Here is an 18,874-nt window from a genome sequence, read left to right as displayed (position 1 = left end):
GATCGATACCGGCGCAGGGCTGGAACGCGTCGCCGCGGTGTTGCAGGGAAAGCATGACAATTACGACATCGACCTGTTCGTCGCCTTGATTCGGGCCATTTCCGAACTCACCGGCGCCGATCCGCACGGACAACAGAAGGCCTCGCTGCGGGTGATCGCCGACCACCTTCGCGCCTCGTCGTTTTTGATCGCCGACGGCGTGCTGCCGTCGAACGAGGGCCGCGGCTATGTGCTGCGCCGGATCATGCGCCGCGCGATGCGCCATGCGCAGTTGCTCGGCGCGCGCGACCCGCTGATGCACCGCCTGGTCTGGGCGCTGGTGCGCGAAATGGGCCAAGCCTATCCTGAACTGGTGCGCGCGGAAAACCTGATCGAGGAAACGCTGCGGCTGGAAGAGACGCGCTTCCGCAAGACGCTCGAGCGGGGTCTGTCGATCCTCGACGAGAAGAGCGCTTCCTTGAAGAAGGGCGACATGTTCGACGGCGATACCGCGTTCACGCTGTACGACACCTATGGGTTTCCGCTCGATCTCACCCAGGATGCGCTGAAGTCGCGCGGCATCGGCGTCGATATCGCCTCCTTCACCGATGCGATGGACCGGCAGCGCGAGAAGGCGCGCGCGGCCTGGGCCGGCTCCGGCGATACCGCCACCGAGAACATCTGGTTTCCGCTGCGCGAGAAGCTCGGCGCCACCGAATTTCTGGGCTACGAGACGGAAACCGCCGAAGGCGTGGTCGGAGCGGTCGTGAAGGACGGCAAGGAGGTCGAGACCCTCAAGGCCGGCGAGGCCGGCGCGATCGTCCTGAACCAGACGCCGTTTTATGCGGAGTCCGGCGGCCAGGTCGGCGACACCGGCGTGCTGGCCGGCGAGGGCGTGCGCTTCCGCGTCACCGATACCCAGAAGAAGGCCGGCGATCTTTTCGTGCATCTCGGCACCGTGGAGCAGGGCACCCTGAAGCCCGGCACGGCGCTCCAGCTCGATGTCGATCATTCAAGGCGTTCGTCGATCCGCGCCAATCACTCGGCGACGCATCTCTTGCACGAAGCCTTGCGGCAGGTGCTCGGCGATCATATCGCCCAGCGCGGCTCGCTGGTGGCGCCCGATCGGCTGCGCTTCGATTTCGTCCATCCCAAGCCGATCACGCCGGATGAGCTCTCCCGCATCGAGGACATCGCCAACGACGTGGTGCTGGAAAATGACGAAGTCACCACGCGGCTGATGGCGGTGGACGATGCCCGGGAAGCCGGGGCGCGGGCGTTGTTCGGCGAGAAATACGGCGACGAGGTGCGCGTGGTGTCGATGGGCGAGATCGCGCGCGAGCACGGCACGAACGCGTTCGGCTGGTCGGTGGAATTGTGCGGCGGCACCCATGTCAGGCGGACCGGCGACATCGGGCTGATCTCGGTAACCGGCGAAAGCGCGGTCGCCTCGGGCGTTCGCCGCATCGAGGCCTTGACCGGACGGCATGCGCGCAAACACGCCAACGAGACCATGACGCTCGCCAAGACCGCGGCCATGGAGTTGCGCACCACGGTCGAAGAGGTGCCGGCGCGGATCGCCTCGCTGATGGAAGAGCGCAAGAAGCTCGAGCGCGATCTGTCGGAGGCGCGCAAGAAGCTGGCGATGGGCGGCGGCCCGAGCGTGTCCGGTTCGCACCGCACCGAGGACGATTTCCGTGACGTCCAGGGCGTCAAGCTGATGGCCAAGAGTGTCTCGGGCATCGAGATGAAGGATCTGAAAAGCCTCGCCGACGCTGGCAAGAAGCAGCTCGGCTCAGGCGTGGTTGCGATCATCAATGTCGGCGACGATGGCAAGGCCGGCGTCGTGGTCGGCGTCACACCCGATCTCACCGCGCGCTTCAGCGCGGTCGATCTGGTCAAGATCGCCTCCGAGGCGCTCGGCGGCAAGGGCGGCGGCGGGCGTCCCGACATGGCGCAGGCCGGCGGGCCCGATGGTGCCAAGGCGGACGCCGCGCTCGCGGCGATCGAGAAGGCGATGGCCGGCGTTTAGGCCCGTCGAGCGGTGGGCAACCCTTGAGGAACATCAAATCGCGGGCCGCCTGAGGGGCTATAAAGGCTGTCTCTCTGATTCCAGCGTTCGCGTCAGGGGGCACCGCGAAGCGCGCTAACTTGGGAAACCGGACACAGGCAGTGGCGATTCTTCTGCGCAAAGGGCAGCGGCTGAACGACCCCGATTTGCGGGATCGCCTGTACGAACTGCTCGAGCACGATCATTTGCCTTATTCGGTCGGCTCGCGCTTCGTCCGGCTGATCATCGCCATCATCGTCACCGACGTGCTGGCGATGATCCTGGCGTCGGTGCCGGAATACGATGCGCGCTTCGGCACCCTGTTGACCGGCATCAAGGTCGGCGCGGTGATCGTGTTTGCGCTGGAATATCTGGCGAGGCTCTGGAGCGTGGTCGGCCACTCGCCGCGGAAATTGTCGCCGGCGCAGGACCGACTCGAATACGCATTCTCCACGCTCGGCATCATCGACCTCCTTGCCTTTCTGCCGGCGTCGATCGCGCTGGTCGCCGGCGGCCACGCGATGCTGGCAGTGCTGGGCGTGCTGCCGTTCTTCAAGCTGGTGCGTTATTCGCCGGCGATGCGTTCGCTGCTGGCCGCGCTTCACGCCGAGCGGCGCACGCTGGTCGGCTGCCTCGTCATTTTGGCGGGCGCGGTGCTGGTGTTTGCCTCATTGCTCTACGCCATCGAGCACGACGTGCAGCCCGACAAGTTAGGCACCATTCCGCAGGCGATGTGGTGGGCGATCGTGACGCTGGGCACGGTCGGCTATGGCGACGTGGTTCCAGTCACGCCATTGGGCAAGCTGGTGTCGGTGTTCGCCATCGTCGGCGGCCTGACCATGATCGCGCTGCCGGTGGCGATCATCTCCACCGCCTTTGCCGATGAGATCAGGCGGCGGGATTTCGTCGTCACCTGGGGCATGCTGGCGCGGGTGCCGCTGTTCTCGCATCTTTCCGCCACCGAGATCGCCGACATCATGCGGCTGTTGCGGGCGCGCACGATCGAATCGGGCGAAATCCTGGTGCGGCGCGGCGATGCCGCTTCCTCGATGTATTTCATCACCGCGGGCGAAGTCGAAATCGAGCTGCCGAGCCAGCGCGTGCGGCTCGCCGACGGCACCTTCTTCGGCGAAATCGCGCTGCTGCACCGAACCAAGCGCAGCGGCACGGTGACCGCGACGCGCAAGACGCGGCTGCTCGCGCTCGATGCCCAGGATTTCCATGCGTTGATCGAGCGCATGCCGGCGCTGGCCGCCCACGTCCACAGGACCGCAAAAGCCCGGATTGCCGATACCGCAGAGGCGGCCAAGGGCGATCTCGCCGCGGCCGAAATCGCCCAGGCCGGGCACGACGATCAGCCTGCCGAGCACAAATAGCCCGGGGCGAGCAGAGTTACTTATTGCGAAGGCGCAGGCGTCGACGGACGGCTTTGGTCATCTCCCACCGCAAGCCGGCGAATACCGGCCTCCGTCAGCCCAAGCACGCCAAGCCGTCTCAAGGCATATCCCAAAGCAACCAGGCGTTCCCAATGCAATTGGGGAATGTCGCTCTGGGCATCACCCTTGCTGACTTCAAGCAGGGATGTGAATTCCTCGGAGCTCAGCGAGGTCTGGGGATCATGCACCATGGGACTATCCCTTACGCCGCGTGGACGACTTTTCGTACCTTTGCCGGCGGCGGATTGATCTCGGCGATCTTGCGAAGGCACTCGGCCTCGGAATCGTGGGGTCCGGAGACGAACGTTCCGCTCACTTTTGTGCTGTACCAGCCCGACACGACGCCAAGCCAAAGCGCTTCTTCCGTCTTGACGTGGCGCGGCGAAAGATTCTGCATGGAGTGTAAACTTTCAAATGGAGCGTTCGATCTTCTGTCGAGCGCGGGGTGGAATTTTCCGGTTGTTCGGCGAACAGCCGTTCGTTCAGCTCTGCCCGGAGAGCCGGGAAAAATCCGCAAGGACGGCCGCCACCAAGTCGCGATGATGGGTGTCGTCCGAAGCAAGCCCTCCGGCGTATAGACTCAGGACATGGCGTGCTTTGGCGGCAGCTTCCAGCCACGAGGCGGCCGGTACCGACAGAAGCTGGCTTTCGACGGCCGCCTGCCGGTCGCGCGTATCCTTTGCACTGGTCTCGACATCAGCCTGAATGCGTCTGATATCGGTCGCCTTTTGCGCCGCCATGCCGCGGTGCCTGTCGAGATCGAGCGGCTTTTCAGTCACGCAGCGCGCTCGCATTGATGCGCTGCGCATCGGACAGCTGTGCGCCGGCGATATTGGTGTGCATGCATCTACCTTGCGCGCTTTCGTCCCGATTTGCCAATGCTTTCTCGCCGCATCCAGCGCCATCGGGCAAATAGAGCCACTTTATCTTGTATTCGGCGGCTTTCGTAGCCATCTCCGGCAATACGCCGGACCATCGCCGGCGGCGTGCAAACGGCACAGGCAATTTCAATCGGGGGGCGCATGAAGCTCAGAGTCGGCTACGAGATGATCTACGATTTTCCGCAACCGACGCCCTTGCTCGCGGTGCTGGGGATGCACTTTACGCGCGCTTCCGACGTCATCGTGCCCGATTACCTCACCACCAGCCCTTCGGTGCCCATCACGCCCTACCGCGACGGCTTCGGCAACTGGTGCAGCCGGCTCGTCGCGCCGGCCGGCCGCATGCGGCTGGCTGCCGACGGCACGGTACGCGACAGCGGCCTGCCCGATGTGATCGTTGCTTCGGCCTCGCAACATGCGGTCGAGGATCTCCCGGCGGAGGCCATCGTCTATTTGCTCGGCAGCCGCTACTGCGAGACCGACCGGCTTTCCGATATCGCATGGAAGCTGTTTGAGAAGACAGCGCCGGGCTGGGCGCGGGTTCAGGCGATTTGCGACTTCGTTCACAACCACATCGCGTTCGGCTACGAGCACGCGCGCCCGACCATGACGGCGTGGGAAGCGTTCAACGAAAGCAAGGGCGTCTGCCGCGACTACGCGCACCTCGCCATCGCGTTCTGCCGCTGCATGAACATCCCGGCGCGATATTGCACCGGCTATCTCGGTGACATCGGCATGCCGCCGCCATACGGCGTGGGAGATTTTGCCGGCTGGTTCGAAGCCTATCTCGGCGGCCACTGGTACACATTCGATGCGCGCAACAACATTCCGCGAATCGGCCGCGTCCTGATCGCCCAGGGCCGCGATGCCGCAGATGTTCCGATTACCCAGACGTTCGGACCGAACACGCTCGTGAGCTTCAAAGTATGGACTGACGAGGTCGTGTGAGGCGGCGGAGTTGGCAGCCAGACGCTTCGGCAGGATAGATTGCAATTCGCCTCGCTATTTGGCGATTCCACTGCTACACGTCCGACATCGCCGCGCGCCCCCTGGCTGTTATCGGTGACTGAGAGCGTTGCGCTCCCGCCTCAATCCAGAGAAGGCGGTGTGATGCCCGATACCCGCAAGTTCGATCTTCGCGAGTGGCTGGTGCCGCCGGTATTGATGCCGATCTTCTTTGCGCTGCTGATTGCCGCTGCCGTCATTATCCAGCGGTAGTCCACCGCCGCCGACATCAGGCAGTGAGCATCCGAGCGCTTGACAGAAAGTGGAGCCGGAATGGCAAATACCGCAATTATCAGGGATGCATACGGCGTTCCGGCGACTTTCGCTGGTTCAAAAACCGGCCAGGACGATGCTCCCTTCGTCTTTATCAGGGTCGGTGATGAAGAGCGCCGGATGCGGTGGGCGGAATGGGATGCGCTTCCCGCCTGGACCGGCGCCCGGCCTTCCTGGCTCACCAAGCGCTAGTGTTCCCGGCATGAGAGATGCCGCGTCCTGGATCGCTGTCGGAGCGCGATGGCAGGTAGCTGCTTTCGGCGTTCCCCGGAGAAATCCCTAAGGGCTATCGGCAGCTATCGCCATCAGGGATAGCAGTGGCACGTCGAGGGCATAGACGAAGCCGCTGGGCTCGTACCCCAGATGAACGTCGCCCTTCAGTTGCTTGCCGAGCGTCTCGACCAAACGCGTGCCGAAGCTGCGCTTCTCCGGCGTCCGAACCGCGGGGCCGTTCTGCTCAGTCCATGTCAGGCGAAGTCGCTGCGTCTTGGGATCGATCGTCCAGGCGATATCGACGCGGCCGGCGGCCACCGACAATGCGCCGAATTTCGTCGTGTTGGTGCAGAGTTCGTTGAGGGTCATCGCAATCGCGATCACGGCTCCCGACGTCATCCGGACGTCAGGTCCGGCAATGGTGAACCTGGGCGTGTCGGGATTATCGAAGGCTTCGGTGGCGCCGCGAACGATCTTCTCGAGATCCGCGCTCGTCCACCTTGCCTGCAGGAGAAGGTCGTGGGCTCGCCCCAGCGCCAGCAAGCGGCCTTCGATGGCGTGCTGCGCGTGTTCGGCGCCCGGCACGCTGCGCAAGCTTTGGGAGGCAATGGCGCTGACCGTCGCGAGCGTATTCTTGATGCGGTGGTGCAGTTCTTCGAGGATCAGCTTCTGAAGTTTGTCGGCCGCCTCGCGCTCCTTCGCGTCAATACCGGCCTGGGCGAGCAAGCTCCTCGCATTGATTTCGGCCTGCGCGAGCAGCAGCCGAAGGCTGATGTTCTCCGCAGCCAAAAACTCCTGCGGAGGCGCTGCGCCGCCGCTCGAAACGCGGTCGTACTGGTGCTGGTCGGTTTCAAGCATTGCTGACCATATCACCTTATGTCGGCTTCCGCTCATACATCTTTCGCGGCCTTGGTTTCTGCCGCAATCGGTCGATTATGGTGATTTTCAGCCTGAAAATGCCGGTTTCAGGCGTGGCCGATCATATTCTGGATTTCGGCAATCATTTCCCTGGCCTCGAGCGGCTTGCCGAAAAAGCGGCTATCGGCCGGAATATCGTTTCCCGGCTTCACCTGTCCGGACACCAGGATGATCTTGATCGGCGGCCAGCGCTCGTGGACGGTGTGCGCGAGCTTCAGACCGTCCATACTGCCCGGCATCTGGATATCGGTGAAAAGCAGCGCGATATCCGAACGTGATTCAAGGATGGCCACAGCTTCGTCGGCATCGACAGCTTCGACCGGCGTAAAGCCGGCATCCTCCACCATATCGACCGCACGCATGCGCAGCAGCATCTCGTCTTCGACGACGAGAACGACTGTGGGAACAACGGGGTGATCCAGCATCATCATGACGGCATTTCGAAGGTGACCGGTGAATATCAGTCCGTACCATGGCTCGGAGAATGGAAGCGGACACGGAGACAAGGATACCGGCGTGCATTTGATCCCGATTGCCTTAACAATAATGGAATATCGCGGCGAGTCTCTGCGAAAGCAGCGGAATCGATTAATTAAGGCAGCGAGTCCCTCCCGAACCGGGATTTCCGGCTGGGGTGCAGTCATGAATGAAGAAGCCGCCAAGCGTGGCGGCTTCCAGGAAACGCGGTCCGGCTTGTCCGGCCTGTTGGGGAATCACCAGCCGTGATGGCGGCCTCTGCCCCAACCATAGTGATGCCCGCGGCCGCCATGGCCCAGATGGCCGTGCCCATGGCCATGGCCATGGACCAGAATAACCGAACTATCGTTATCTCCAACCAGTGTGTCTGCCGTCGCCCGCGGCATCGCCGAGGCGGACAGAATCGGCATTGCCGCGAATGCGCAGGCGGCGACGCCGATCAGCAACAAACGTTTCATTTCATGATCTCCTTGACGCCGCGCGATCGCGGCGACGAGCCAATGTTCCGTCGGCCGATCGGTTCCGCTTTTCAGATAATCGCTGACTTCCCGCAGCGATGGCACCGCTCCCCCACGGCTCGCAAAAGCGGAATTAGCACCTATCTTAGCATGACAGAGGCACGTGAGTGCATGTCAGCGAGGTTGACCTATGAGCAGAAAATTTCCGTTGAACCTCCACCGCAGTGAACCGTCGTGGGCTGAACGCATCAAATCGCTGGTTCAAATTCACGGCCAGATCGTCGCGGTGGCGGAGCGAGCCTTGCGACGATTGTTCAACATTGAGGATCGGCTCATTCCAATCCCGATACCAGCGGACGCGGACCGGCGACGATGGGATCAGGGACGATCGCGTGATTGACTTCCCAAATCACAGTCGTTCGTATGACCAGACGCGGCGCGCCGTGAGATTCTGGGGGCACGACAGCGCCATTGAGGCCTCATTTTTCATAGACGAAGATGCGTTGAGGCGAATTCAACCGGATGCCCACCCCGATGCGTCCGGGTTCTTGAACGCGTTCGACTGCAATCGTGATTTGATCTGTGCCGCTGCCGCCAGAATTTATGTTCGAGGGAGCAGGGGCTCCTATAATCTGGTTGCCGCGAATTTCTAGCGCCAGCGCGTGCGCTCGATGCATCGTGCGTCTGGTCGCGCAAGCGCAAATCCACGGCAGTAGCGAGATCCTTCGAGTGGAGATTCGCATCGGCGGCCGAGCGCGTCGCGACGGGGTTTCGCCGCGCCGGCATGACACTCGTTTGCCCCGTCCGCGCCACGACTTGCGCACCTTTCGAATCCAACACGACCGCGCCGTCTCGCATCTGTCGACCGCCTTTGGGGACACCATGACAACTGTAAAGCTCCACGCATCGACGATACTCACCGCGCTCGGGGACGCGCAGTCTGCGCTCGTCGGAAAAGCCGTCGTTCTCACGGACGGGAAAGCCGGAACGGTCGAGAGTATCTGGCTGGATGAGCTTCACGGCCTGCGAATCTCCATCAAGGGGCACGATGGAAAGTGGCCAATCTCGACCATAAAAATGCAGCAGGGCCCCGAAAGCCACGGGGCACTCTAGAGTGCCAAGCGTGATCCTCTCAGTGGAAGAGACTACGATCGTCGGTCGGTACGCAAAAAACAAATCCATTGTCGGCGGAACTTTTGTCGACCGTTCCCATTTGCCCTGTGTTCAATACTGAACGCGCGACAACTGGTAGACACCATGAAGAAGATTCTCTTAGCAACGGTCGCTACACTCGCATTCGCAGCGCCTTCTTTCGCAGCTGAACCGGCCAAGACTGTCGGTCAGGCGCCGCCGTCAACTGCGAGCTCGTTCTACCTCGCTCAGGATACTGCGACGATGAAATGTCAGATCGTCGAAGCACAGCCTGCTGCCGGCGGCAGCATGAAGGTGGTCGGTGCAGCGCACGGCACGAAGGCATCAGCCGAGACAGCCTTGAAGGCTGACAAGACTTGCAAGTAATAGCCGAGGGCGTCGATATAGGGGGTGGGTCCGCTGGACCCGCCCTGGCGCCGGACAGGTGGGCTGCTGCAACCTCAATTTATTGACGGGCTACATCGTCAACCAATATCAATCGACGAGTTCGGAGCGCTGCACGGCGAGATGGTGCTGTTCGATCTCGTCCGCGATAGTGAACTTGCGGTATTTGAGGTCGGCGACCCTCAGGTCATCGGCAGGGCCGAGAAGCAAGGCATGCGCGATTTCATTCTCGAGCGCCAGGTACCGCTGTTCGAGATAGCGAATGTCGATATTCATCGCCACGATATTCTCCAAATCTTGCCGTTGGGAGCGAGATCCATGCCGCTCACAACGAGTCAGGCCGATAAGCGCGCAAGCCGCAGCCTCAGCGCGCGCAACGCTGCCCCAAAACGTCTCCTCTGAATTTAATGCTGGAAACTGGTTCGCTTGCTTGCGAAGCGTTCAGCTTTAGTCAAACACGAAATCTCGCAAGATCTCTTGATTTGGATCAAGGATGCGAGGCGCTGTGTTCGCGCTTGTTACCGCCATGCGCCGGGCGTCTTAGTAAAGCCGCACCGAGACGCTATTAGGTGATTCACACCAATAGTCCTGGTATTACCAGCGCTTCATAAAGGAACGACCTATGCGGAAACTTGCAAAACCTACCGAACAGGAAATCAGTGAGGGACCGCAATCGATAACCTTTCAGATCGCGGATGGTAACCAGCGGCAGCGCTGCATTCTGCAAACCAAGCTCCCAACGAAGGTGCAGGCGCAGAAGTACCTTCTTACAAATTGGTCGATCATCGAAAAGATGGCGCGCGATGCTCTCGCGGCGGGAGCCATGGTAGACGGCGAGATCAAACTCGTGATGGTCTAACGGCCCGTTCGATGGTGAACATATCGGACATTGTCGGCTCGGAGGGGAATAGCCATGCTGAATGATCGGGAAAACATCCTGAGCTCACTTCGCCAGAAGGCGCTCAATGTGCGCGAGATCATGAGACGCGCCAATGTCGCGAATGAGGAAGTTTGCCAGGCGCTCTTGTTGAAGATGCGTGACGAAGGCGTAGTGAAATTCGATATTCACAGCGGACGATGGGTCATTGCGTGACCGCCCGTGCGACTCGGAGTGAAAACCCGCGTGAAGCGCTCGAGCTACGGTGCCTGCTGATTTTCCGAGAGCGGCGGCCTGGGGGGATGCGCAGTTCTCGGATGATGAGCATGAAGAAACACAGCGAAGCTGTATCTCAGGAGAGGGTTGTCAGGAACGGCAGCCTCAAAGAGCGTTTCCTGCATGTCCCGCGGCAGCTCCGGCCACAGCTTGAACGCGGCGTGACCCAACAAGAGCTCAAACTCCCTGGACAGATCATTCATATGCCACCTTGCTTCTTAGGCCAATAACGTGCGGACCTTTGTTGCGGCGTCGTAGATTTGGATCTGGAGCATCGGATAAGTCGATTTGAGCTTTTGGCCCGATGCTTCGGCAGCCTCGGCGGTGTCAAACTCTGACTTGAAGTGGCCATCGACAACCACCACGAAGCCTTCCGCAGGAGGCCTGTCGGCTCGCGTTGCCTTCTCCGGTCCTGACTCGTCGATAACGCGAACTGGCTTTTTCATCGGAGGCCCCTTCAAATGGCTTCCAGCCTGCCATGGGAATTCTACGACAGTCTCGATAGCGCTCGCGTTGATTTAGATCATGCTCACGGAACAGGCCGGTCCGGCCTTTGGATTGTCAGGCTAAGCAACGGAGTGGGTACGACCTAGCCGCGGTCTTTCTTGGCCTTCGGCGGCTGTTCCGCCCCATCGGCCTCGCCAGCTTGCGTATTGCGGACCGCCTCGGTGAGCATTTGGCGCAACTCTGCCTTCGTCTTCGGGGGCGCCCGCGTGATAGATGCTTGCCAGTGAGCCATGTTCACTATGTGGGGATGCCCGCGAGGGAATTAAACCCCGCTGGAGACAGAAAGAATCGGGCCTAGTCCTGCCCTAAAGTGGGACATCGCGCGTCCCCGCCGTATGCTGCCTGAAGCTTGGGCGGCTGGGCAATCGCTTAGGTTAGCAGGCCTCTGGGATGCGGGAGAGCTTGTTATCGGGTTCCGCAGTAGCCATCTTCAAGTAGCGCAATGGGACCGCGGCAGCAGCGCGCCTCCCGAAACGCGACGCCTTAGCCACGCCAAATCCGATGAGCGGAACAGACCAACGGCATATTCTCGATATGCACGTAATCGGTCAGGAGAGCCTATGGCCATCGAACATGCCTCCGTGCAGGTTGCGCGCAAGCCTTGGGGGGTTGCTGATCTCCATCCCTGGAGCGGCATTGACGGCTCAGGCGATGCCGTCGGAGAACTGTGGTTCCGGCGCGCCGACAAGAACGCGCCAGACCCGGCCTTGCTGTTCAAGTTACTTTTCACCAGCGAGCCGTTGTCGATCCAGGTTCATCCCGACGATGCATTTGCGCGTTCCGTCGGTCTGCCGAACGGCAAGACCGAAGCGTGGTATATCCTGTCGGCAACGCCGGATGCGCGGGTTGCGCTGGGACTGAAGCGGCAGCTCACGACACAGGAATTGCGCGCCGCGATCAGGGACGGCTCGATCGCCTCTCTTGCCCAATGGCGTTCCGTCAAGAAAGGCGACATCATCTTCGTCCCCGCCGGCACGATCCACGCCATCGGCGCCGGTATCGTGCTCGCCGAGATACAGCAACACAGCGACGCGACATTCCGTCTGTTCGACTATGGCCGGAAGCGCGAACTGCATGAAGACAGCGCCGTCGCCGTCTCCGATGCGGGGCCGGCACGCGCCCAGGCCGAGCCGCGGCGTCTCACGGCGGCGCGGACAGTCCTGACTGCGAATCCGTATTTCGTGCTCGAGCGGATCGATCTTCCGGCGAATTCCCGATGGTCGCTCGATGCGAAGCGGGAAACCTGGCTCATGGTGATGGAAGGACGCGCACGTATCGGCTCCATCGGCGCCTCGGTCGGCGATGCCGTCTTTGCCGAAGCGGACCGGGCCGACATTGAAGTCGGGCCCGACGGGATGAGCGGCCTGATCGCCTATCCGGGACCGGATCCAACGATGTCGTTGCTCGGGGAATCCGAAGAACAAATGACCACATCCGTCGGCACGTCCATCATCGGCTCGCCGAAGCCGAACGAGAGTGCCGAGGTACAGACATGACGCCGCTCCGCCGCATCGCCGTTATCGGCAATTCGCTGCCCCGCCGCTGCGGGATCGCGACCTTTACGACCGACCTGCAGCAGGCGATATCGACTTCACGACCGAATCTGGAGACCTGCATCGTGGCGATGACCGATCACGGTCAAGCCTACGATTATCCTCCGGCGGTCGCTTTCCAGATCGAGGACGGCAATATCGAGGAGTACGCGCGTGCGGCGGATTTCCTGAACGCCGGCCGGTTCGACACCGTGTGCCTTCAGCACGAATTCGGAATTTTCGGGGGCGAAGCCGGCGCCCACATCCTCGTGTTGTTGTCGCGTCTCACGATGCCCGTGGTGACGACGTTCCATACCGTGCTGGCCGATCCGACGGCGGCGCAGCGCGGCGTGATGGATCGCATTGTCGACGCCTCGTCGAAGGTCGTCGTGATGGCCGACAAGGGCAGGGAGTTGCTGCGCAGCGTCTACCGGGTGCCGGACGACAAGATCGAGGTGATAGCCCACGGCATTCCGGACGTCGCGTTTGTCGCGCCCGATGCGGCGAAGGCCAGGCTCGGATTTGCCGGCAAGTCGGTCATTCTGACATTCGGCCTGCTGTCCCCCAACAAGGGCATCGAAGTCGTGATCGACGCCATGCCGTCGATTCTGGAACGCCGCCAGGATGCGGTCTATGTCGTGCTCGGCGCAACGCATCCCAATCTGGTCCGGGATCAGGGCGAGGCCTATCGCGAGAGCCTGATGGCGCGGGTGCGCGAACTCGGCGTCGAAGACCACGTGGTGTTTCTCGGCCAGTTCGTCGATCAGGCCACGCTGCTCGAATTCATCTCGATGTGCGATGTCTATGTCACGCCCTATCTCAACGAGGCGCAGATGACGTCGGGAACGCTGGCCTACAGCTTCGGGCTCGGCAAGCCTGTCGTCTCGACGCCGTACTGGCACGCCAACGAACTGCTGGCCGATGGCCGCGGCATTCTGGTGCCTTTCGGCGACGCGGCCGCGATCGGCCACGAGATCGCGGAATTGCTCACCGACGACGCGCGCCGGCAAGCGCTGTGCAAGCGCGCCTATGCGGTCAGCCGAACGATGACATGGGAACGCACAGCCGAGCGTTATATGTCGGCCTTCGAGCATGCGCGCCAGGGGCACTGGCTCAAGGTCATTGCGCGCTCCGACGCGAGCCCGCCGGAGCCGCGCAGCCCCGCGGCGCCCGACATGCAAATCGGCCATTTCCTGTCGATGTGCGACGATATCGGCCTGTTCCAGCACGCCGTACATTCGGTGCCCGATCGCTCGCACGGTTATTGCGTCGACGACAATGCCCGCGCATTGCTGCTGGCCTGCGCTCTCAACGGTCCGGGCGAACAGCCGCTGTCGGAGATATTGACGTCCCGCTTCGCGTCTTTCGTGCAGCATGCCTGGAATCCCGACACCGGCCGGTTCCGCAACTTCATGGGCTTCAACCGAACCTGGCTTGAAGACAGTGGCTCCGAAGACAGTCACGGGCGAACGCTTTGGGCCTTGGGCGAGGCCGCGCGCAGAGACGCAAGCCCGTCGCGGCGCCGGTGGGCTGCCGCATTGTTCGCCCAGGCATTGCCGACCGCGGCTGCGTTTCGCTCGCCCCGGGCGTGGGCGTTCACGCTATTGGGTCTGGACGCTTATTGCGCCGTAGCTCCGGATGACCTCTACGCGAGGGAAGTCCGGCATTCCCTTGCCGACAGGTTGATGTCCGCTCTCGCGGCGGTCGAGGCGCCGGACTGGGTGTGGTTCGAGGAAGGGCTGGCCTACGACAACGCGCGCCTGCCGCAGGCCTTGATGATGGCAGGCATGGCGACGAAAACACCTGATTATGTCGATGCTGGCTTGAGGTCCTTGCGCTGGCTGATGACGCAACAGACGAATTCGGCGGGTCATTTCCGCCCCGTCGGCAGCGCCGGCTTCGGCGAACAGCGGCAACCACCCCGCGCCTTCGATCAACAGCCGCTGGAAGCGACGGCGACGATCGCTGCCTGCCTCACGGCATGGCGGGCGGATGGCGATGCCGAATGGAAGGCCCTCGCCAACGGCGCTTTCGCGTGGTTTCTCGGCAGCAACGATCTGTCCGTGGCGCTGGTCGATCCGCATACCGGCAGTTGCCGCGATGGGCTGCACCCCGATCGCGCCAATGAAAATCGCGGTGGCGAGTCAGTTGTGTGCTATCTCCTTGCACTCGCGGAGATTCGTCAGCTTGCGCGCGTCAACGCCGGCCTGACGAAACCCACGGCATTGCGCGCCGTGGGGGCCTGAAGGTCACTTTCTGCTCCAGCGACCGAGGATACCGTGCAACCAGCCACCTTCCTGAACCGGCAGGCGTTTTTTCTGCGTCCAGACCCCGCGCGGGTCATCGTGCGCCCGTTCAAGCCGGCCACCGAACCGCGCGATCTCAACCCGACCGACAAGACGCGGGCCAATCATATCGTCGACCGGGTTCTGGCACTCGATTCCGAAGCGGTTGCCGCTCAGCTTGCGGACGTCCTGGAGAATTTCGAGGGCCGACACCGCAATCTGCTGGAGACGTTCGAGGCCCGCGCCGAGGTCATGGAACAGGCCCTGGCCGCGCACGGCACCTTTTCCAGGGACCAGCGCCAACTGATCGGAGCCTATTTCCTCAACGAATATTCGTTCGAGGCCTCGGCCCTGTTCAACCCCAGTATCGTGCCGCACCCCGACCAATCGGACGCGCCGAAAGGCGGCCTGCGCTTCATTCTCAGTCTGCGTGCCATCGGCGAAGGGCATGTGTCGTCACTGACGTTTCGGGCCGGCACGATCGCAGCCGATGGCAGCCTGAGCGTCGATCCGACCGCACGCCTGGCCTCCAGCCCCCGGATCAGCCGCCGCCTGTCCGCACCGGACGGCGACCATATCGAGCTCACTTTCAATCCCGACGAAGAACTCAGCGAGCGCGTCATCTTCCCGGTCACCGATTCCCAGTCGAACGGCATCGAGGATGCACGGTTTGTCGAGTTTCGCGATGAGGGCCGGAAAACCTACTACGCCACCTATACCGCCTATAGCGGGCGGGCGATCCGTTCCGAACTGATCGCGACCCACGATTTCATGTCGTTCTGGCTGGCGCCGTTGCGCGGCGACGCCGCGCAGAACAAGGGCATGGCGCTGTTCCCGCGCAAGATCAACGGCAAGTACGCCATGATCGCGCGGCAGGACAATGAGAACCTGTATCTGATCTATTCGGACGACCTGTACACATGGAACGGCGGCCAGGCCGTTCTCAAGCCGGAATTTCCCTGGGAGTTCGTCCAGATCGGCAATTGCGGGTCGCCGATCGAACTCGATGAAGGCTGGCTGCTGCTGACGCACGGCGTCGGCCCGGTCCGCAAATACTCGATCGGCGCGGCGCTGCTCGACAAGAGCGATCCGTCCAAGGTGCTGGCGCGCTCGCGCGAGCCGTTGTTGCGGCCCGAGCGATCCGAGCGCGAAGGATACGTTCCCAACGTGGTCTATACCTGCGGGGCGATGCGGCACAACGACCAGATCATCCTGCCATACGCGGTGTCGGACACCTTCTCCAACTTCGCGACCATCAAGATTTCGGCGCTGATGCAGTCGATGAAGGATTGATGGCCATCTCGCTGCAGCGATAGATCTCAACTAATGCATGGCTATTGGCCGGCAAAGGGCGCAGAGTAACTTAATGCGGGACATATTGCGCCGCACGCGCGCTTTCAAAGCTCCTGAACCGAGCGCTCCTTGCGCCTCACGAAGTCAATCTGGTGCAGCGATGCCGACGCTATCCGCACTGCTTTTCGAGAACGGGCTGCCCAATCTTCCGGTGGTGCTGATCGAGCCGCACCGCAACCCCGGAGGAATTTGGCGCATCAAGTTCAACTACGAAACGGGAGAGCCGCTCTCCATGAGTGCGGTGCAGGCATCGACGATGGCCTCCGTTCTTCACGAAATCGGCGAAGCCGAGCTGGCGGACGAGATCGACGGCGCGATCAAGACAGCGGTGCGCTACGCATCGATGTGAAAATACTCTGTTCAATCTGCATCATCGAACGTTGGGAGATCTGCATGGCCAAGGGCGAACAAAAAGGTAATCGGGAATCAAAGAAACCGAAAAAAGAGAAGATCAAGACCATCGCCGCCGCGCCAAGCCAAAAGACCGCGGGATGGCAGCCGAGCTTTGGTTCCGGCAAGAAGAAGTAGCGGCGCGATAGCGGACGTCATCGGTCCGTCAACTCGTGGACCCGGCCCGTTTCGATTGCGGAAAGGCGGTGGGTAATGTCGCCCGCAAAGGAAACCGGATGAAATCGACTCTCGCATTGTTGGCGCTCTGCGCATTCACGCAAAGCGCTTCCGCCAAGGAACCGGAATGCCGGGCCATCGAAAACACCAGCGGGCGGCTGGCTTGTTACGATGCGGCGTCTCCTCCGAAACTACAAAAGCCCGCTATTGTCGAAAACGACGTCTCGCGAGCCGCATACAAGGACCCGTTCCTCGAGGAAGATGCCCGAACCACCGCCAAGCTGAAGAACATCTGTCGCGGTTGTTGAACCAGGCGTAAACGCGGTTGCGGGGCAGGCGGCTTCCCTGCTTGCTAACCGATCGGTTTTGCCGTGATCTCGCGGCGGGAGAGGCACCGGCCGTCGCCGTGCAGCCAGCAGGTCGCCTCTTCAGCGTGAGGCGCGCGACGCAGCGATTTGACGCCAGTGCCGCGATCGCGCGTGAGCGCCTGTTCAAGACGGCCGCTGACATCGGCATCACGCGCACCGCTGAATTCATAGAAGGCCGCCGCGCACAGGAACTGCGCGCCGAATTGATCGCCGCCGCAACGCGTTCAGGATCCATTCTTGCAGCAGCCGGGCGTCGTCGCATTCATCAGTTGAAAGCAGCGGTCGAAATTGGGTTCGATCCAGCTGCTGATATATTTCAGTCCCTCGGGAAAGTTTATTCCGGCATCGCGCACGCGCTTGTAGACGGGGATCGGGTCGCGGTCTTTAAAGCGTTCGATCACCATGAACAGCATGGTCAATCTCACCCCTTGCGCAGGAACACATAGTCCGCGGAGTAGGGCGCGCTGCGGAAGGAGCCGGGCTGGTCGCATGCGCCATCGAGCTTGCCGCCCTTTGTGTTGATCCGCTGCACGGTCGTAGCGCCACTGAGAATGCCGCTGCCGCGCCGGGAAACCACGTCGAGCTTCAGCCAGGGAATATCGTTCGCCGCCACGCCGGGAGCGCTGCCGGCGACCTTGCCGACGACGGCGCTGCTATCATTGTGTTCCCAGCTCGGCCCGGCATAGTGCCGGCCGACGGTCTTGCCGTCGACCAAGAGCGTCGCGATCGGCTCGCGGAACGCCCAGGCCGGCTTGCCGTCGGCGCCCGCTTTGCATTCATAGACCTGCGCGCCTTCGACGTGCGCGGTGAGTACGATCGCCTCTCCCGGCGCCGCGATGGCATCGGGAAGCGGCGTATCGGCGGCCGTCGCGTTCCCGAGCAAGCCCGAGAGCAGGAGCAACGCCAGAGTTGTCGTCTTTGGGAATGGCATGGCACACTTTCCAAGTCTGTTGTCACCGCGAGCGGGGGCTCGCAATTGCGGTTCATCTCATTCTTCGCGTCAGGTCGGTTACGCGGTCATCGCCTTGGTCAGGTTTTCCGCGACCTTGTCGAGGAAGCCGGTGGTGGAGAGCCACCGCTGTTCGGCGCCGACCAGGAGCGCGAGATCCTTGGTCATGAAGCCGGCCTCGACGGTCTCGACGCAGACCCTCTCAAGGGTCGCAGAGAACTTCTCGAGCTCCGCATTGTTGTCGAGCTTGGCGCGGTGCGACAGCCCGCGCGTCCAGGCGAAGATCGAGGCGATCGAGTTGGTCGAGGTCTCCTTGCCCTTCTGGTGCTCGCGGTAGTGGCGTGTCACCGTGCCGTGGGCGGCTTCGGCTTCGACCGTCTTGCCGTCCGGGGTCATCAGAACCGAAGTCATCAGGCCGAGCGAGCCGTAGCCCTGCGCGATGGTGTCGGACTGCACGTCGCCGTCGTAGTTCTTGCAGGCCCAGACGTAACCGCCCGACCACTTCATCGCCGCAGCGACCATGTCGTCGATCAGGCGGTGTTCGTAGGTGATCTTCTTGGCATCGAACTGGGACTTGAACTCCTTGTCGAAAATATCCTGGAAGATGTCCTTGAAGCGTCCGTCATAGACCTTGAGGATGGTGTTCTTGGTCGAAAGATAGACCGAGTAGCCTTTGGTGAGGCCCATGTTGAGCGAGGCGCGGGCGAAATCGGCGATGGAATCGTCGAGATTGTACATCGCGAGCGCGACGCCGGCGCTCGGGGATTTGTAGACCTCGCGCTCGATCACCTTGCCGTCGTCGCCGACGAATTTCATCGTCAGGATGCCCTTGCCGGGAAACTTGAAGTCGGTGGCGCGGTACTGGTCGCCGAAGGCGTGGCGGCCGATGATGATCGGCTTGGTCCAGCCCGGCACCAGCCGCGGCACGTTCTTG

26 protein-coding genes and 1 pseudogene are annotated in these 18,874 nt (G+C 62.0%); 15 read left to right on the top strand and 12 right to left on the bottom strand.

The features are described from left to right. On the top strand, positions 1-2,011 hold a 2,011-nt coding region (gene alaS, locus QZ213_RS09180; protein WP_291685747.1), incomplete at its 5' end, for an alanine--tRNA ligase. 140 nt (positions 2,012-2,151) lie between these two features. Next, on the top strand, positions 2,152-3,405 hold the full coding sequence (locus tag QZ213_RS09175; RefSeq protein WP_291685746.1) for a cyclic nucleotide-gated ion channel: 1,254 nt from the start codon (positions 2,152-2,154) through the stop codon (positions 3,403-3,405). 20 nt (positions 3,406-3,425) lie between these two features. Here the strand turns inward: QZ213_RS09175 and QZ213_RS09170 are convergent, their stop codons facing one another. From QZ213_RS09170 to QZ213_RS09155, 4 genes are all read right to left on the bottom strand, one after another. Then, entirely contained in the window at positions 3,426-3,656 is a 231-nt protein-coding gene (locus QZ213_RS09170) for a hypothetical protein (RefSeq protein ID WP_291685745.1), read from the bottom strand. An 11-nt stretch (positions 3,657-3,667) separates the two neighbouring features. Continuing rightward, a complete protein-coding gene (locus tag QZ213_RS09165) occupies positions 3,668-3,862 on the bottom strand; it encodes a hypothetical protein (RefSeq protein ID WP_291685744.1) in 195 nt (64 codons plus the stop codon). Between the two features lie 85 nt (positions 3,863-3,947). Then, on the bottom strand, positions 3,948-4,244 hold the full coding sequence (locus QZ213_RS09160) for a hypothetical protein (protein ID WP_291685743.1): 297 nt from the start codon (positions 4,242-4,244) through the stop codon (positions 3,948-3,950). Further along, positions 4,237-4,419, bottom strand: a complete 183-nt coding sequence (locus tag QZ213_RS09155) for a hypothetical protein (RefSeq protein WP_291685742.1) — start codon at positions 4,417-4,419, stop codon at positions 4,237-4,239. Before QZ213_RS09155 ends, QZ213_RS09160 begins: the two co-directional genes overlap by 8 nt. A gap of 68 nt (positions 4,420-4,487) precedes the next feature. On the opposite strand from QZ213_RS09155, the gene QZ213_RS09150 reads away from it, so the two are divergent. Then, positions 4,488-5,294, top strand: a complete 807-nt coding sequence (locus tag QZ213_RS09150; protein ID WP_291685741.1) for a transglutaminase family protein — start codon at positions 4,488-4,490, stop codon at positions 5,292-5,294. A gap of 330 nt (positions 5,295-5,624) precedes the next feature. Then, positions 5,625-5,816, top strand: coding sequence for a hypothetical protein (locus QZ213_RS09145; protein ID WP_291685740.1), 192 nt, complete (start codon positions 5,625-5,627; stop codon positions 5,814-5,816). 87 nt (positions 5,817-5,903) lie between these two features. Here QZ213_RS09145 and QZ213_RS09140 read toward each other — a convergent pair whose 3' ends face one another. The 3 genes from QZ213_RS09140 to QZ213_RS09130 form a co-directional block, all read right to left on the bottom strand. Further along, positions 5,904-6,695, bottom strand: coding sequence for a sensor histidine kinase (locus tag QZ213_RS09140; RefSeq protein WP_291685739.1), 792 nt, complete (start codon positions 6,693-6,695; stop codon positions 5,904-5,906). A gap of 107 nt (positions 6,696-6,802) precedes the next feature. Further along, positions 6,803-7,399 carry a response regulator gene (locus QZ213_RS09135; RefSeq protein ID WP_291685738.1) on the bottom strand — a complete coding sequence of 199 codons (597 nt, stop codon included), beginning with the start codon at positions 7,397-7,399 and terminating at the stop codon, positions 6,803-6,805. 69 nt (positions 7,400-7,468) lie between these two features. Then, positions 7,469-7,690 carry a hypothetical protein gene (locus QZ213_RS09130; protein ID WP_291685737.1) on the bottom strand — a complete coding sequence of 74 codons (222 nt, stop codon included), beginning with the start codon at positions 7,688-7,690 and terminating at the stop codon, positions 7,469-7,471. Between the two features lie 224 nt (positions 7,691-7,914). On the opposite strand from QZ213_RS09130, the gene QZ213_RS27155 reads away from it, so the two are divergent. The 3 genes from QZ213_RS27155 (at position 7,915) to QZ213_RS09115 (ending at position 9,208) form a co-directional block, all read left to right on the top strand. Then, complete coding sequence (locus tag QZ213_RS27155; protein WP_365885053.1) at positions 7,915-8,343, top strand: DUF1488 domain-containing protein; 429 nt, start codon at positions 7,915-7,917, stop codon at positions 8,341-8,343. A gap of 229 nt (positions 8,344-8,572) precedes the next feature. Continuing rightward, the gene (locus QZ213_RS09120; protein WP_291685750.1) at positions 8,573-8,803 is read left to right on the top strand and encodes a PRC-barrel domain-containing protein; all 231 of its coding nucleotides are present in this window, start codon (positions 8,573-8,575) and stop codon (positions 8,801-8,803) included. Between the two features lie 144 nt (positions 8,804-8,947). Then, positions 8,948-9,208 (top strand): hypothetical protein, encoded by a 261-nt coding sequence (locus QZ213_RS09115; protein ID WP_291685735.1) that lies wholly within the window; start codon positions 8,948-8,950, stop codon positions 9,206-9,208. Between the two features lie 108 nt (positions 9,209-9,316). Here the strand turns inward: QZ213_RS09115 and QZ213_RS09110 are convergent, their stop codons facing one another. After that, the gene (locus tag QZ213_RS09110; protein WP_291685749.1) at positions 9,317-9,502 is read right to left on the bottom strand and encodes a DUF465 domain-containing protein; all 186 of its coding nucleotides are present in this window, start codon (positions 9,500-9,502) and stop codon (positions 9,317-9,319) included. Between the two features lie 346 nt (positions 9,503-9,848). Between QZ213_RS09110 and QZ213_RS09105 the strand changes: the two genes are divergently transcribed. Together QZ213_RS09105 and QZ213_RS09100 are read left to right on the top strand one after the other, a co-directional pair. Continuing rightward, positions 9,849-10,085: a hypothetical protein gene (locus QZ213_RS09105; protein ID WP_291685734.1), complete on the top strand. Its 237-nt coding sequence runs from the start codon at positions 9,849-9,851 to the stop codon at positions 10,083-10,085. 54 nt (positions 10,086-10,139) lie between these two features. Further along, positions 10,140-10,319, top strand: a complete 180-nt coding sequence (locus tag QZ213_RS09100) for a hypothetical protein (protein WP_291685733.1) — start codon at positions 10,140-10,142, stop codon at positions 10,317-10,319. A gap of 278 nt (positions 10,320-10,597) precedes the next feature. Here the strand turns inward: QZ213_RS09100 and QZ213_RS09090 are convergent, their stop codons facing one another. Continuing rightward, entirely contained in the window at positions 10,598-10,825 is a 228-nt protein-coding gene (locus tag QZ213_RS09090) for a hypothetical protein (protein WP_291685731.1), read from the bottom strand. Between the two features lie 621 nt (positions 10,826-11,446). On the opposite strand from QZ213_RS09090, the gene QZ213_RS09085 reads away from it, so the two are divergent. The 6 genes from QZ213_RS09085 to QZ213_RS09060 all read left to right on the top strand — a co-directional run bounded on the left by QZ213_RS09085 (position 11,447) and on the right by QZ213_RS09060 (position 16,931). Beyond that, positions 11,447-12,382: a class I mannose-6-phosphate isomerase gene (locus tag QZ213_RS09085; protein WP_291685748.1), complete on the top strand. Its 936-nt coding sequence runs from the start codon at positions 11,447-11,449 to the stop codon at positions 12,380-12,382. After that, positions 12,379-14,664, top strand: a complete 2,286-nt coding sequence (locus tag QZ213_RS09080; protein WP_291685730.1) for a glycosyltransferase — start codon at positions 12,379-12,381, stop codon at positions 14,662-14,664. The genes QZ213_RS09085 and QZ213_RS09080 overlap by 4 nt, the downstream gene beginning before the upstream one ends. A 33-nt stretch (positions 14,665-14,697) precedes the next feature. After that, positions 14,698-15,996, top strand: a complete 1,299-nt coding sequence (locus QZ213_RS09075; RefSeq protein ID WP_291685729.1) for a glycoside hydrolase family 130 protein — start codon at positions 14,698-14,700, stop codon at positions 15,994-15,996. A gap of 160 nt (positions 15,997-16,156) precedes the next feature. After that, positions 16,157-16,405, top strand: a complete 249-nt coding sequence (locus QZ213_RS09070; RefSeq protein ID WP_291685728.1) for a hypothetical protein — start codon at positions 16,157-16,159, stop codon at positions 16,403-16,405. 44 nt (positions 16,406-16,449) lie between these two features. After that, complete coding sequence (locus QZ213_RS09065) at positions 16,450-16,584, top strand: hypothetical protein (protein ID WP_283807551.1); 135 nt, start codon at positions 16,450-16,452, stop codon at positions 16,582-16,584. Positions 16,585-16,652: 68 nt separating this feature from the next. Next, positions 16,653-16,931 (top strand): hypothetical protein, encoded by a 279-nt coding sequence (locus tag QZ213_RS09060; protein WP_291685727.1) that lies wholly within the window; start codon positions 16,653-16,655, stop codon positions 16,929-16,931. 285 nt (positions 16,932-17,216) lie between these two features. Here the strand turns inward: QZ213_RS09060 and QZ213_RS09055 are convergent. The 3 genes and pseudogenes from QZ213_RS09055 to QZ213_RS09045 all read right to left on the bottom strand — a co-directional run. Beyond that, a pseudogene (locus tag QZ213_RS09055) lies at positions 17,217-17,404 on the bottom strand (DUF3303 family protein); the annotation flags it as partial. Between the two features lie 8 nt (positions 17,405-17,412). Continuing rightward, complete coding sequence (locus QZ213_RS09050; protein ID WP_291685725.1) at positions 17,413-17,922, bottom strand: DUF3455 domain-containing protein; 510 nt, start codon at positions 17,920-17,922, stop codon at positions 17,413-17,415. 78 nt (positions 17,923-18,000) lie between these two features. After that, on the bottom strand, positions 18,001-18,874 hold an 874-nt coding region (locus QZ213_RS09045), incomplete at its 5' end, for an NADP-dependent isocitrate dehydrogenase (RefSeq protein ID WP_291685724.1).

The organism is Bradyrhizobium sp., from assembly GCF_017881085.1.
GTDB lineage: Bacteria > Pseudomonadota > Alphaproteobacteria > Rhizobiales > Xanthobacteraceae > Bradyrhizobium.
This window is presented reverse-complemented; position numbering and strand designations above follow the sequence as displayed.